The sequence below is a fragment of the Providencia sp. genome, assembly GCF_040396775.1.
Classification (GTDB): domain Bacteria; phylum Pseudomonadota; class Gammaproteobacteria; order Enterobacterales; family Enterobacteriaceae; genus Providencia.
Genome location: NZ_JBEBNT010000013.1, coordinates 26315 through 40735 on the forward strand (window position 1 = coordinate 26315; position 14421 = coordinate 40735).

The 14421-nt window shown below is 47.1% G+C and carries 15 protein-coding genes; all 15 read right to left on the reverse strand.

All coding sequences use genetic code 11. The features are described 5' to 3' along the window. Window positions 1–13: 13 nt before the first annotated feature. The 15 genes from ABWP91_RS13920 to ABWP91_RS13990 all read right to left on the reverse strand — a co-directional run bounded on the left by ABWP91_RS13920 (window position 14) and on the right by ABWP91_RS13990 (window position 14206). Window positions 14–1657: a thiamine pyrophosphate-binding protein gene (locus tag ABWP91_RS13920; RefSeq protein WP_353243740.1), complete on the reverse strand. Its 1644-nt coding sequence runs from the start codon at window positions 1655–1657 to the stop codon at window positions 14–16. A 41-nt stretch (window positions 1658–1698) separates the two neighbouring features. Continuing rightward, window positions 1699–3168, reverse strand: coding sequence for an aldehyde dehydrogenase (locus ABWP91_RS13925; RefSeq protein ID WP_353243741.1), 1470 nt, complete (start codon window positions 3166–3168; stop codon window positions 1699–1701). Window positions 3169–3179: 11 nt separating this feature from the next. After that, entirely contained in the window at window positions 3180–3971 is a 792-nt protein-coding gene (locus tag ABWP91_RS13930; protein ID WP_353243742.1) for an aspartate dehydrogenase, read from the reverse strand. Window positions 3972–3982: 11 nt separating this feature from the next. After that, window positions 3983–4777 carry an SDR family oxidoreductase gene (locus ABWP91_RS13935; RefSeq protein ID WP_353243743.1) on the reverse strand — a complete coding sequence of 265 codons (795 nt, stop codon included), beginning with the start codon at window positions 4775–4777 and terminating at the stop codon, window positions 3983–3985. Next, window positions 4774–5616 carry an alpha/beta fold hydrolase gene (locus ABWP91_RS13940; protein WP_353243744.1) on the reverse strand — a complete coding sequence of 281 codons (843 nt, stop codon included), beginning with the start codon at window positions 5614–5616 and terminating at the stop codon, window positions 4774–4776. Before ABWP91_RS13940 ends, ABWP91_RS13935 begins: the two co-directional genes overlap by 4 nt. A 15-nt stretch (window positions 5617–5631) precedes the next feature. Continuing rightward, a complete protein-coding gene (locus ABWP91_RS13945) occupies window positions 5632–6144 on the reverse strand; it encodes a cupin domain-containing protein (protein ID WP_206083618.1) in 513 nt (170 codons plus the stop codon). A 26-nt stretch (window positions 6145–6170) separates the two neighbouring features. After that, a complete protein-coding gene (locus tag ABWP91_RS13950) occupies window positions 6171–7451 on the reverse strand; it encodes an MFS transporter (protein WP_353243745.1) in 1281 nt (426 codons plus the stop codon). An 18-nt stretch (window positions 7452–7469) separates the two neighbouring features. After that, the gene (locus ABWP91_RS13955) at window positions 7470–8684 is read right to left on the reverse strand and encodes an NAD(P)/FAD-dependent oxidoreductase (RefSeq protein ID WP_353243746.1); all 1215 of its coding nucleotides are present in this window, start codon (window positions 8682–8684) and stop codon (window positions 7470–7472) included. Between the two features lies 1 nt (window position 8685). After that, a complete protein-coding gene (locus ABWP91_RS13960) occupies window positions 8686–9615 on the reverse strand; it encodes a VOC family protein (RefSeq protein WP_353243747.1) in 930 nt (309 codons plus the stop codon). A gap of 107 nt (window positions 9616–9722) precedes the next feature. Beyond that, entirely contained in the window at window positions 9723–10499 is a 777-nt protein-coding gene (locus tag ABWP91_RS13965; protein WP_353243748.1) for an IclR family transcriptional regulator, read from the reverse strand. A 32-nt stretch (window positions 10500–10531) separates the two neighbouring features. Next, a complete protein-coding gene (locus ABWP91_RS13970) occupies window positions 10532–11287 on the reverse strand; it encodes an SDR family oxidoreductase (protein WP_353243749.1) in 756 nt (251 codons plus the stop codon). After that, the gene (locus tag ABWP91_RS13975) at window positions 11280–12320 is read right to left on the reverse strand and encodes a Rieske 2Fe-2S domain-containing protein (protein ID WP_353243750.1); all 1041 of its coding nucleotides are present in this window, start codon (window positions 12318–12320) and stop codon (window positions 11280–11282) included. Before ABWP91_RS13975 ends, ABWP91_RS13970 begins: the two co-directional genes overlap by 8 nt. 55 nt (window positions 12321–12375) lie before the next feature. Next, complete coding sequence (locus tag ABWP91_RS13980; protein WP_353243751.1) at window positions 12376–12684, reverse strand: recombinase-like helix-turn-helix domain-containing protein; 309 nt, start codon at window positions 12682–12684, stop codon at window positions 12376–12378. 2 nt (window positions 12685–12686) lie between these two features. Next, window positions 12687–13001, reverse strand: a complete 315-nt coding sequence (locus ABWP91_RS13985) for a Rieske (2Fe-2S) protein (RefSeq protein ID WP_225818478.1) — start codon at window positions 12999–13001, stop codon at window positions 12687–12689. A gap of 275 nt (window positions 13002–13276) precedes the next feature. After that, complete coding sequence (locus ABWP91_RS13990; protein WP_353243752.1) at window positions 13277–14206, reverse strand: MBL fold metallo-hydrolase; 930 nt, start codon at window positions 14204–14206, stop codon at window positions 13277–13279. Between the last annotated feature and the right edge of the window lie 215 nt (window positions 14207–14421).

Here is a 14421-nt window from a genome sequence, read left to right on the forward strand (position 1 = left end):
GTCTAAACATCAATTAAAACAACTTTTTCTGCGGTGGGCCTGAGAAATTCATTTTGCCGATTTTATTCATCAGCACTTCGACCACGACAGGTTTTTTTAAATCAATGGCTTGCTGGAGAGTGGATTTAAAATCCGTGGCTTTGTCGATGGTAAATGCGGTAATCCCCATTGATTGAGCTAATTGGTTAAATGAAGGCGTTAGTAATTCATTATAATACTGCCGGCCTGCGAAATATTTTTCCTGAATGCCTCGCATCACGCCATAGCCATTATCATTCATAATAATCAATACGATAGGGAGTTGCTCTTGTGCCATCGTGGCCAGTTCACCAATCCCTAGCATCAAACCGCCATCACCAACAAGGCCAATGACAGGAGTGTCTGGATTGGCTTTTGCACTGCCGATGGACATCGCGAGACCCAAACCAATTGCGCCAGCAAGGGAGTGAATATTGTGCATCGGCTCGGTAGCTTTTAATAACCGACTACCCCACAAGCTCCCTGACACCGTAATGTCCCGCACAAAAATACCTTCTTTGGGTAGCGTTTGTTCAACGGCATCACTGAGGTCGCTATAAGCACCGCATTGTTCGCGTAGTTGTTGCTCTGCTTGCTGAACAGCTTCTTGCACCTGTTTTTTCCAAGCGTCAGACACAGGGCGGCTGGCGAGTTCCATTTTATCTGCCAGTGCTTCCAGTAATGCCTTCGCATCGCCAGTTATATTGATATCAACAATGTAGTTTCGGTTGGCAGCTTGCGGGTCAATATCAAGTTGAATTAGCGGGCGCGGCAAGGGCAATGACCATGTTTTGGTTTCATTGCTGCGCAAACGGGAGCCAACCACCAAGGATAAATCGCAGCTGCGCATTAAGACATCGATGGAATCTGCATTATGAAAGGCGCGTAAGCTAAAAGGGTGGTCATCGGGCAGAATTCCGCGCCCATGGGTACTGCTAATCACGGCAATACCCTGATCAGCAAGGCGTTTTATGGCAGAAGCTGCCTGTAATGCCCCTGCGCCAATCCATAATAAAGGCTGTTTGGCTTGCTGAAGTTTATCCCAAATAGTGTCGACGTCAGTTGCGTTGTATGCAGGCAATGCCGAGGGAACAACGGGGGTGCTTAATACAGAAACAGGCACTTGAGCACTTTGAATGTCGATTGGAATTTCAATGGATACGGGGCCGCAAGGCACGGTTTGGGCGACTTGGATGGCTTTGTGCAAGACAGCGACCGCTTGCTCTGCACTGTGTACGCGAAAAGCTTGTTTGGAACTTGCCCGCAAAAATCCGAGCTGATCAGGGGTTTCATGGATAAACCCTGCGTCCATATCTAAATAGGCTTTTTCCACCTGGCCCGTAATATGGATCATTGGTGAACAAGCATTCATGGCTTCAATCATTGAACCAACGGCATTCCCTGCGCCTGCACCTGTACTGGTTAATGCCACACCGAGCCCACGAAAACGGCTATGAGCATCGGCCATGGTCACCGCGCCTGCTTCGCCACGGCTTGGGGTAAAGTCGATGATCCCGCGGCGGCCAATGGCATCTGCAATGGGTAAATTATGAATCGAAATGACACCGTAAACCGTGGTGACTTGGTATTGCTCTAATGTTCTGGCGACGGCTTCGCCAACCGTAATCATGTCAGACATTATATTCTCCTTAATGCTTGAATAATCCTTTGACGGATTGGTTATTCACACCAACGGTTTGGTTGTGGGTTAAGTGCCAGAAACAGACTTTTTTGTTGCATGTAGGCCTTGAGGCTTTCAAGGCCTTTTTCGCGACCCAGACCGCTTTCTTTAAAGCCGCCAAATGGGGTGGAAATAGAAAAAACTTTGTAGGTGTTGATCCACACGGTGCCCGTTTCAAGGGCATCCGCCAGTTTAAAGGCGCGGGTATAATCACGCGTCCAAATCCCTGCCGCGAGTCCGTACACGGAATCATTGGCTTGTTGAATGAGTTCATCTTCGTTATCAAAGGGGATGACCACTAAGACGGGACCAAAGATTTCTTCTTGGCAAACACGCGCTTGGTTATTTAAGCCTTCAATAATTGTGGGGCAATAATAGTTCCCCGATTGCAGGCCAGAATCTGAAGGGATTTTCCCGCCAAGGCGAATTTTCCCGCCTTCTTGAATGGCCAGATCAACGTAGGCCTGCACGCTATCGCGGTGAGCTGGGGAAATTAATGGGCCAATGTGTACGCGTTCTTGGCGGGGGTCACCGATAATTAAGTTTTGGGTTAATGTGGTAAGTTTTTCCATAAATTTGTCGTATATCTCGCGGGCGACAAATAAACGGGAACCTGCGATGCACGCTTGCCCCATCGAACTAAAAATGCCGTAGCAAACGCCGTGAGCAGCAAGGTCAAGGTCAGCATCGGATAACACGACTGTTGGGGATTTCCCGCCTAACTCTAACGAGGTGGTGATCAGTTTATCTGCCGCAATATGGGCCAGTTGTCGCCCTGTATTGGTGCCCCCTGTGAAGGATATTTTTCGCACTAAAGGATGGCGAACGAGGGCATCGCCGATAATTGAACCTTTACCCGGCAGTACGCTTAACAAGCCGCTAGGTAAGCCCGCTTGCTCAAAGATTTCAGCGAGTTTTAGCGAGATAAGTGGCGTTGCTTCCGCAGGTTTCAATATGACTGCGTTCCCTGCGGCAATGGCTGGGGCAATTTTTTGCATATCACTAGCAATCGGCGAGTTCCACGGAGTGATCGCCGCAATAACGCCAATAGGTTGGTAAGTGCTTATTGTCATGATATCCGTTTGGCGGCGAGGGGGAAGTTCGCCACCCGACACTTCACAGACCGCAGCAAAATAACGAGCGGTAGCCGCGGCACTCATCACTAGGCCACGGGCTTCAGCCCAAGGTTTGCCGTTATCCAAGGTTTGTAAGCGAGTGAGTTCTTCGCGCTGTTCGTCAATTAAGGTACTGACTTTATACAAAATAGCTGCACGCTGGTGGGTGGGCATATTCCGCCATGAGGGCTCCCGCCATGCAGCTTCTGCGGCAATCACTGAGTCTTCGACATCGTCAAGGCTAGCGCTATTTAGGGTCGCAATAATCTGGTTGTCGCCAGGAAAACGCGATTGCATCTCTTTTCCGCGGCCCAATTGCCATTTTCCGCCGACAAAAATATCCATTTTATTCATGATGTTCTCCGTCAAATGGCATCCTGTTCAGCAACACGGCGGCAAATTTCCACCGCACTTAGGGCTGACAACATGGATGTTTTCGGGTTAGAGGGAAGTGGATTGCCATTGAGTTCGATGCAAAACTGCCCAAAATCACCTTGTACTTCAATGCGATGGGTGTTTTTTTTCGTATTGGGGTCAACAATCAGCTGTACTTGAGTGTCATCCATACCAATTCCGTAAAGGGCAACGGTTGCGGCAACATTGGCATTCGCAGGGAAATTAAGTGCAGCTTCCCGCGCACTCCCCGTAAAAAATACCGTTGCTTCAGTTACTTGGGATAAGTCGATAAATTGCTCGGCAGGGCCATTACGCCAGCTCGTTGGACTTTTGCGTGATTGATAAGTTACTTGCGTAATATTGGCTTCTTTTGCCGCACGTAACCCATCAAGCCCTGCAACGGCACCGGTTAACGGGATTAACTGCCCATGATGTTGTTTGGCTAATGTAGTTAAATGCTGTGCCGTCGCAGTATCCGCCAGTGCCCCCGTTGAAATAATTGCGAGCCGCCAGCCCTTTTGTAAAACAAGGGGGGCGTACTGTTTAACGGCTTGATGGCTGGCACATTCCAACACAAGAGAGGGGCTCTCATTGATTTGGTTGATATCCTCAATCGGGGTGACTTCCCCATGAAAGCGCTTAAGAATGGCGTCGTGGTGATGGGCACGAGCAACAATCCAGCGCAGTGTTATCCCTCGAGGTAAGCGAGTAATCACCTCTTCTGCCATCGCGCCATAGCCAATAAGCATTAACGTTTTCATATCTCAATCCTTTAAATTTGATGGGCAAAGCCACCAGAAACATCCAAAGCCGCACCCGAAGTAAACGACGCCATTGGGGACGCTAGGAAAACCAGTGCGCGAGCCGGCTCTTCAGGTTTACCTAAGCGTTGCATGGGAATGCCACGGTTTTTGGCGATATTGCTTATCCATTGTTCCCATGTCAGGTCGGTATCACTGCGGCTTTCGAAGCGGCGGTGCCATTGCTCAGACTCCACCATGCCCAGTAAGATAGAATTGACGCGTATACCTTTGGGTAACAATGTTTTAGATAAATTCAGGGTCATGTTTAATAATGCGGCTCTTGCCGCAGATGTGGCGACCATATGGGGTTCAGGTTGCAATGCCAGCAGTGAATTCACGCAGGTAATTGAGGCAATATTTGATTGCTCTAAGAGTGGTAAGAATGCATTTACTGGGTTTATCACTCCAAATAATTTCAATTGGGCTTCATGCAGCCAAGCGTCTTCTGGCGTATCTGAAAAGTTGGCGACGTAACCTTGACCTGCGTTGTTGATCAGTAAATCTGTTTGCCCATATTGCTGGCGAACTTGCTCGGCAAAGGCTTCGATTTGGGTTTTATCTAACACATCGCAGTTCACAGCGATAAAATTTCCCTGTGGGTATAATGCCGTTAATTGGGTTGTTACGGCTTGTAATTTATCGTTATTTCGGCCACAAAAGGCCACTTTACACCCTTCATCGAGTAACAATTTTACGGTGGCAAAACCAATGCCAGAGCTTCCGCCAGTCACGACAGCGACTCGGTTATTTAACTGTAAATTCATGCGTTTTTCCTTTGCAAAGCTGTCGATAAAAAGTGAGTGAGGTGCTGGTTAAATTCAGTGGGTTGGTCTAGGTAGCTCGCATGCCCTGCCTGTGGAAGATAAACCAGTGGGCACGCTTTTTGTTGCGCTAATTGGCTGACTTGCGAAGGCGGCGTGATGGTATCTTCTTCCCCAACCAGCATTTCGAGTGCGCCAGTATAAGCCTTTAAATACAGGCTGATATCGTCATGCGCCAGCATCCAAGCAGCGGATAAAAAACCCGTTGGGTTGAGTTTTCTCATATTTTGCTGCACCCACGCGATTTTTTCTTGTGAAGCCGTGGGTGACAGTAAGGCTGCCGCACGGTTTTGTGCATAGGCCTCGATACCTGAGTTAAACACAATATCGTGCCTTTGGTCATACACGCGGTTGCGCTCTTCAAGGCTTTTTGTTCCGTAACCTTGTGCGGGGTTAGCGAGGAATAAGCCATTGACACGTTGAGGGTGCAAAGAGGCAAAGGCACAAGCCATTAAAGCGCCCAACGAGTGGCCGACGAGGGTCACTTGCTGTAAACCCAGCCCATCAAGAAAGGCTTCTAACGCATCGGCGTAATCGAGAGCCACCGGCGTTTTTGTCGCCAATTCAAGGCTATTCATATAACCGGGTGCATCCCAACAATAGAGATGATAGTGATGAGTCAGTGATGATGCCGTCAGTTGAGAAATCCATGAGGCCGAGCCTGAGCTGATGCCATGGAGGAGGATCACGGGCTCCCCTTGGCCCGCTTCTCGCCAATTAAGGCGGTATTGACCAAAGTTTGCGAGCTGTAACTCGGGTAAATTTTCAATTGGCAGACTCATCACTGGTTGCTCCTGTTATCCGCGTTTAACTTTTGATAATGGGTGGTCTTCTGGGTAAGTTGGGATAGCGGGTTTTTGTGTCCCAATCATCACACACATTAAAGCCTCTTCTTCCCCGTGATTGAATAAACCGCGATAAATCCCCGCAGGAACAGAAATCAAATCACGCTCTTTTAATACCGTTTCATACTCTTCGTCACCGTCTTTGATAAACAACGTAATAGTGCCTTTGAGCATGAAAAAAACCTCTTCAACATCAGGGTGTAAGTGCAGTGGCCCTTCACATTTAGCCGGCAACACCATGGTTGAAAAAGTGAAGTTTTCCGCAGGAACCGTATTCACGTCACTGGCGACACCTGTAGCCCCTGTGCCGATATAACGCATTTGGGCACGGCGGTATTTTGGGTCGTAATCGGCTTGGAATTTCAGTGCGTTCCAATCGTATTTGCGCCCTTCAAGGCGGGCAACTCGGGACTCAATCCATTGTGCCATTGGGATCCCTTGAGGTTTAATTTGAGGTTGTGACATAGCGTTATCTCCTAAAGAGGCAGTGTTTAGTATTTTTTTAGTAAGGGGAGCAACAACAAACTGCCCACTAAACCAATAATGACGATAAATAACAGCCCACTATCCATAGTGTGGGTAACGGTAATCAATACGCCCATTAACAGCGGAGCGGCAGCGCCGGCAAGGTTTCCGAGGCCGTTGAAAATTCCACCCGCAAGGGCACTGACTTGTTTTTGTGTCGCTTTAGCCAGTAATGCGAAGATATTAGGGGCACCGGCTCCCCACATAAACATGCTGAATGCCATCATTAAAATGATGCTGTAGGTCTCGGTGAGGAACAGCACGCCCGCCAAGCCAAGCACGGCACCTAGCAATGAGATGAAACATACAAGGGCTCTACGATCGTATCGGTCAGAAAGCCACGCACCAATCGCTTCACCAAACAACATGGCAATAAATGGGAGGGAAGAGAGGATCCCTGCGTGTTCCAAGTGAATGGATTTCCCTTTAATTAAGTAGCTTGGTAACCAGCCATTCATCCCCCAGAGGTAGACTAAAAACGCGATGTTAAACATGCAGATAATCCAAAAATGGCTATTTTGAAATAGGCGCTTTTTGTGCGCTTTCATTTCTGCAATCTGTTCTTCAGGCAGTTTTTCCCCTGACGATGTTTTTAGCTGAGCACTGCGGTTGACTAAATTTGGGTGGCGAATTCCAAAGACCACTAGCCACCACACTGGTACAGTAAAGGCTGCCATGACAAAAAAGGTACTTTGCCAGCCAAAATTATTTAACAGATACAAAGCGATAGGGAAACCTAGTGCTGCACCTAGCGGAGTACCCAGCAACCAGAGCATCGTGGCGCGTGCCTGCATTTTAGGCGGAAAGGTGCGGCGGATAATGGCATAGGCGATGGCTAACAATGGCCCTTCGGCTATGCCGAGCAATACGCGTAGGAAAACCATGGTGCCGTAATGGTGGGTGAACCCCATAAAGATCATTAAGAAGCACCAGCTACTGATCATGAAGAGCAGCATTTTTGTGGGGTGAAAGCGGTCACCAATCCCACTGAGTAGCATGGATGAAATGCCATAGGCGAATAAAAAGGCACTCATTAATAAGCCTAAGCGAGTCGGATCAAAATCAATACCTAGCGCTTGTTGGAATTTTTCGTCGGAAAACAGTGCAGCGATGCTAATTTTGTCAAAAAATGCCAGTAAAACACAGGAAAATAGGCCGATTGGGATCAACCAGTTCACTTTTTCTGGCACGTCCTGCGTACTTTGCTCATTTTCATTGGCGGATATCGTGATACTTTGATTTGCCATGTTTTTTCCTCGCTGGCACTATTTTAGTGACATTAGTGAAAATGTGGGGTCGGCAAGTTCTGAGGGAACCAATTTGCGCTGGCTTTGCAGCCAACGTTTACCCAGTTTGATCGCGCGAGCATCATTAAACGCTACCATTTGAACCAATTCGTTGGCTTCATTTAAGGCAAAATGAACCTCGGAGTTTTCACTGTGGCGCTGGACGTGTTGTAGGGACTGTGTGCTCGGGACGCCTAAGATCTGTATGTTGTCTTGGTATTGATCAGACCAAAGCCAAGCGGGCTCATTAAACCCTGCGGATTGCGGGTTAAGCATCGCTTTTGCCGTGGTGATGGCTTGGTTTTGTGCGTAAGCCCAAGATTGCAAACATAGAGAAAGCGTCGGGTGGCATGCAACATCCCCTGCGGCGTAGATGTCAGGGTGGGAGGTTTGCCCTTGCTCGTTGATTACGATGCCATGGGTGACGGCTAACCCCGCGCCTTTTGCGAGCTCGAGGTTGAGCTCAACACCAATCCCCATCACGGCAAGGTCAAAGGATTGAGCGGGGCATTTTTGGCAGCCGATTTGTAAGGTGTCATTGTCGTCAACTAATTGAATATCGCCACAATCTGTAATGACCTGCACGCCAGCGTGATGATGGCGTAGCGCTAATGCATCAGAAACACTTTGCGGAACACTGCGCTCGCACAGGCGGTTTTGACGTTCAAAAACCGTCACATCAAGGCCCATTTTCCGTGCAGATGCTGCGACTTCTAATCCAATCCACCCGCCGCCAATGATGGCGATTTTTTGGGCGGATAAGAGCCTGGAACGTAGCGCTTGGGCATCATCCCATGAGCGTAAGGCAAACACGTGTGGGTGCTGTTGCCATGCTGTTGAGAGGTAACGAGGGCGGCCGCCTGTTGCGATAAGCAGTTTATCGAAGTTAACTAACCGCCCATCATTGAGGTAGACGCATTTAGCCTGTGCATCAATTCGCTCGGCGCGTACGGGGCGAAACCATTGCAAATTCAATGCACGCGTGTCCTCTTCACTAAATAAACGTGATAAAACCGCGCCTTCTTGCGTGAGAACGGCTTTTGATAGTGGTGGACGTTCGTAAAAATCGTGGTTTTCATCGCTGATCACTGAAATGGTGTCTTGGTAACCCTCTTCTCTGAGGGTTTTTGCGGCCCAGCCACCCGCCTGACCTCCACCAATAATGACAATACCGCCTTCAATTAAGGTGCGCATTTTATGACTCCTTAGTTGGCTTGACTTGGCGGCGTGTTTCGTAATCTAAACCACCTTCAACCGCCCATTCAGTAAATGAAACCAGTGAGTGTTCCAGTTCCCTTGGTTGCCATTTTTCGGTGAGGTAGTCATCGTTGGTGTAGTATTCGAATGCACCACCTGTTGGGCTATTGACGTACCAAAAGTAGGCGGATGAGATTGGGTGGCGACCGGGGCCAATAAAGGTGCTCCAATTATGGCGGTTCATGGCTAAGCCCCCACCAATCACTTCATGAATATCTCGAACCGTAAAGGCGACGTGGTTCAAGCCACTGCCCCGATGCGGCAATTTCAGTAAAAATACATTATGGTGGCAGCCGTTAATTTGGGCGCGTAAGAAAACGGCGCGGTCGATGTAGCGATCAGACACTTGGAAACCCAGTTTTTGGCAATAAAACGCTTCTGTCGTTGGGAGGTCATCAACAAAGAAAACAACATGACCCACGTTGATTGGATTAGCTTTTTCATAAATAGGGCTTGGTTCATCAATGCGGCGAATATCTCCCCATTGATTGATACCTGTGACGCTGAGCTGGACGTCTTTTTGTTGTGAAAGACAAAAAGCGACGGTCATGCCATTTGGGTCGCGGCATTGTGCGCCAGTAGCTGTTCGCTCAAACCCATCACACCCTTGAATGTTATCGATAATTTGATTTAGATTATCGATGTTTTCAACGCCCCATGTAATGCGCCTTAGGGTTGAGCCCGTTTCAAAAGGTGCGGGGAGAGTGGCATCGTCAAGGGGAAATAATGCCAGTTCAGCCCCCGATAGCGTGGTAAACACACTGGGATTATTGTCCGAAACGTGTAAGCCGAAGTCATGTAAAAATTTTTGGCAAGCCTTGAGGTCTTCGACGCCAAATTCTAATTTTTCTATTCCAATCACCGACATAGCTTAATCCTCTATAGAGTGGTGTTATTGCCTAGCGCGTTTTTTGGGCAAAGGAGAGCCGAGGCTTATGGCAATAAACCGAAAAATGGGTAAGTTTTTCGTTAACGCTAAATCACTTTGGCTGGGCTGATACCGCCAATAAATTCAGTCAGCTTTTGTGCCGCACTGCGCACTTCATTTTGCAAATGTTGGCGTTCCTGCACAGGGATACTGTCCATGGGAACCATGATGCTGATCGCGGCCTCGACCCCGTTGTCTTGGTTGTAAACGGGATAAACAATGGAGGAGATGCCCCGGCGATAAAATGACTCGCCGATGACATAACCGCGCAGTTTGTCAGCTTGGATCATGTTCCAGAATTCGTGTTTGCTGCCCGCGTTATCTGGTAGTTCTTCATCAGGGTAAAGGGCGTCAAATTCCGCAGAAGACAGCCCACTTAATAGCATTCGTCCTAAAGAGGTTCGATGAGCAGATAAGCGTGTACCGACGCTGACATGGTTAATTTTCGATTCTGCACCGCTGACGCGAGCGATATAAATAATGTCTCTGCCATCTCGGATCACTAGATGGCTGTTGCACTGGCTGCGATCACGTAAATGTTCAATAATCGGCTGGCCTAACTGGGTTAAATCGAGTGAGGCGATATAACCGAGGCCAAGGCTAAGCACTTTGCGACCGAGTGAAAATGCCCCAGTTCGCGGGTGTTGCACGAGGAAATCCAAATGAACCAAGGTCTGGATCGCACGATAAGCGGTAGCTTTAGGCATATCGACTAAGCGTAGGATTTCGGCAAACGTGAGCTCACGGTGCTGCTGTGCGAGTAGGAGAAGAAGCTGCAATCCTTTTTCCAGACCGGGTATCAAGTACTTACATGTTGAATTCAATGCGTTAACCTCGCCGCCAACGCGGTCATCAATTAGTTAAAAACAAAGCCGCCGTTGACGGGGATAAGCTGCCCTGTCACAAAATTCGCCATATCAGAAAGCAAATACAGTGCGGTGCCAGTAACATCTTCAGGTAGCTGCTCCCCTTGCAGTGCACGGCCGTTTTCATAAAGCTGGTGGCGTTCTTCAGGGACATATTCAGTGGCTTCAACCTTGGTCAGCCCCGGTGCAATTGCATTAACGCAAATGCGGTACTGGCCTAACTCTCGCGCCATCGAGCGAGTCATACTGATAATCGCCCCTTTACTGGCGACATAGGCCATTAACCTTGGTGCTCCCCAAAGGGCGGTATCAGACGCAATATTGACGATTTTTCCATGTTGGCTTTGCTTTAGTAGCGGTAACGCCGCTTTTGTTACCAGCCAAGTTCCTTTGACATTCACGGTCATAACGCGATCCCAAAGCTCAAGATCGTATTCATCTAAGGTTTTGCCCCCCACGCCAGTCGCGAGAGCCGCATTGTTGATCAACCCATCAATAGAACCTTGCTTAGCGATATGCTCAAAGGCTTGGCGAATAGAGGCGGGATCAGCAAGATCGATACAGTAACTTTGTGCATCAAACCCTTGGCGGCGTAATGTTTCGGTACTTTCTTGTAAACGTTCTTCAAGAATGTCACACAGAATGACTTTAGCGCCTTGTTCTGCGACGGCTTGGGCAAAGCTAAAACCGAGCCCTCTAGCTGCGCCAGTGACCACAATACGTTTTCCCGCCAATAGGTTATGCATTTTCAGTTTCCTTACCGTAAATCAGTTCAAACTGTTTTTTGGCTTCACGCTGCATAATGCGGCGAAGGCGCGATAAACCGACATCGTGTTGGTAGAGAAACTCGTGGTTACGTGCATTTGGTGCGAGGTTTTCTAAAATAATGCGGTCTTGCTCTAATACATCCCAATGCAGCCCTTCTAAGCGGTTGCGGTACATAAAGCGCCAGAGATCGCGTTGCCAGTCTTTGACTTTACGAATTCGCCAGAAGAATACGCGGCAGTGATCTTTATCTTCTGGAACGACCATGCCGATGATCCAAAAGTGCCCGCCTGGTCCAAAACGTTTTTGATATGGGATGGATAAACGAAGCCAGTTTGCGCCTGTACTGGCAAATTCTACCCAGTCGAAGTTGACGCCAATTTGATCATTTTTACGGAAAATAAACCCCGTTTGAGTCGCTTCAAGGATCATCTCAGATTGTTTATCCCCTTCAGCCATGGAGTGTGAAGAAGAGTGCAAATAGGTGCCATGCATCGGATCCATCACGTTTTCAAGGGCATACTGATAGTTGCATTTCCACGATGCAGTGCAGAGGAAGTGGCTATGGTTTTCGCCATCGGCTAATTCTTCAGGGAATTCCAGTGCTGGTGGTGTTTCCCCTTCAATCACAGCAAAATAGAGAAAAATAGCACCGTGAACTTCTTGAACGGGGTAGGTTTTTAAGCATTTTTGGCCTTCAAGAGGGCATTGGCTAACCGCTGGAACGTCCTTGACAATACCATCTCCGCCCACTTCAACACCGTGGTACCAACAAGCAATACGTTCACCAAGGTTCCAGCCCATGGATAAACGTGCGCCGCGGTGGGGGCATCTATCTTCTAAGGCATGAATTTGGCCTTTATCATCGCGCCATAAAACAATTTGCTCTTCAAGGCGGGTGATGCCGATTGGGTTACTGCTGACTTCCCAGCTTGATAATACGGGGTACCATTGCCCTCGTAGCCCCACATCTAAATATGCTTGATAGTTTTGAGGTTGTGTATTCGTTGTCATAATTTGCTTCCGATTATCAAAGGTTATTTTTATTTTTTGTATAAGTTACAAAGCATTAATACCCATTAACGAGCAAAAATTCGCGAAAACTGCTTGGTGTCCATGAGTGACCTTGGCGGTCAAATAAGAGCTGTTGATTTAAGGCTTCAACAAGGGCTTCTAGGGTGTCAGTACCCGCGGCAAATAAGTTTTCTAATGCTCCAATCAGCGCTGCTTCGTATTCATCGGGAAGGCGTGAACGTGTTTGCCAGACAATATTAGGGGCGCTCCCCGGCGCTTGGATGCTCCCTTTTCCACCTTCTCGTGCAGGGATAATTTGGTTATTTGCGGGTAGGTAAGGGTTAATATTTTGAATCGGTTCCATGGCTACTCCTCAATTAAACTAATTTCGATTTGGTTTTCATGAATGCGGGTTTGGTAGGTTTTTAAATCTCGACCGCCAGGTTCCCGTAAGCATTTGCCTGTTTTGATATCAAAAATGGCTTCGTGTAGAGGGCACTCGACCTTGCCATCTTCCACAAACCCTTGACTGAGTAGGGCATAAGCGTGAGGACAAACATCTTCCAAAGCGTAATATTGGTCTTCAACCAAAAAAATGCCGATTTCGTTGTCATTCACTTTGGCGGAAAAGGGAAATTCTTCTTGAACTTGAGAAACATCGCACACAGCAATCCAGCTCATTATTTTCTCCTTTTAATATGTAGTAACATTTTGTTTCATATACGAAACGTTGTTTATTATTTAAAACCAGATTAAATGTATGGGTGATTAACAGTCAATCAAATGTTGACTATATGTAAAATATTCGTTTCAAAGTGTGGGGTATGTCGAGCTTATGGTGCAGTTTGGTTTCATATAAGAAACTAAGGTGAGGAAGTGAGCAGTGGATCAGGCGTGAGCTACTTTTTGAGTTAATAATAGCCACAAAATAGTTTGTGGCTATTTTATTGTTTAGATTATTTTAATTCAAACCGTTGTAAGTCTTTACTTACGGTAACTGAGCCAGCGTATTGTTTTCTGACTTCCTCTATCCAAATATCATCAGTAATTGATGGGTCATCAGCGGGAACTAGGTGGGTGAGCACCAAGTGTTTTACATTGGCTTCTTTGGCAATTTTACCGACATCTTCTGCGGTAGTGTGGTGGGAGATAATCGCTTTTGCGAGGGTTGAACCATTGCCAATTCGGTTGGCTAATTTCTCAACACCCGAAACCAGCACGACTTCACTAACTAAAAGGTCGGCATCTTTAGCGAATTCAATAATTTGTTTATTATCAATCATATCACCCGTGATAACGACGGTTTTACCCTCTGATTGAATTTTATAGGCAAGGGCTTCATCGGAGTTAAAAGGGGGATGTGGCACAAATAACGCGCTGATTTTGACGCCGTCTTTATCCATCACGACCCCCTCAGAAATATCTTTGGCGGTGACCATATTACGTAAATCAGGCTTGCCTTCATCTTTAATACGTAAATCAATATCGCGCTTAAAGGTGTCCCAAACACCTTTGGTCATGCTTTCTGTGCCCACTGGGCCATAGACCGTCACAGTGTGGTTGAGCCCGCTGTTCCATGCATTTAGTAATAACGCTGGGTAATCGGCAACATGGTCACTGTGCAGGTGAGTAATAAAGATGGAGTCAATATTTTTAAGTGGAGCTTTGGATTGCACTAACCGTAAAGTTGCGCCGTACCCTGCGTCAAAAAGATAGGTTTTATCCCCTTTAATAAAAGCCGTGGATTGCGGCAAGCGGGCTTCATTTAATATGGATGGCCCACCTTTTGTGCCAAGGGTAATAATTTCATCCGCATTTGCGAAAGAACTTGAACCAAATAATGCGGCTGTAAGGGATAGGGAGATTAACAGTGGTTTGATTTTCAAAATAGCACCTCTTTTTATTATTAATGAATTTATATTGGTATTGATTAATTATTATCAAAATCGATATGTTGCTAGATTGTTAACATATGAATGAGCTTACTTTTGTTTGCGTATCGTGACTATCGTCCTTTAGGATTAAGCATGGATATTTTTAATTTAATTCATTAATAACAGTTGGTTAGGTTATTTCTTTAACTCTGCATTTATATAAACTG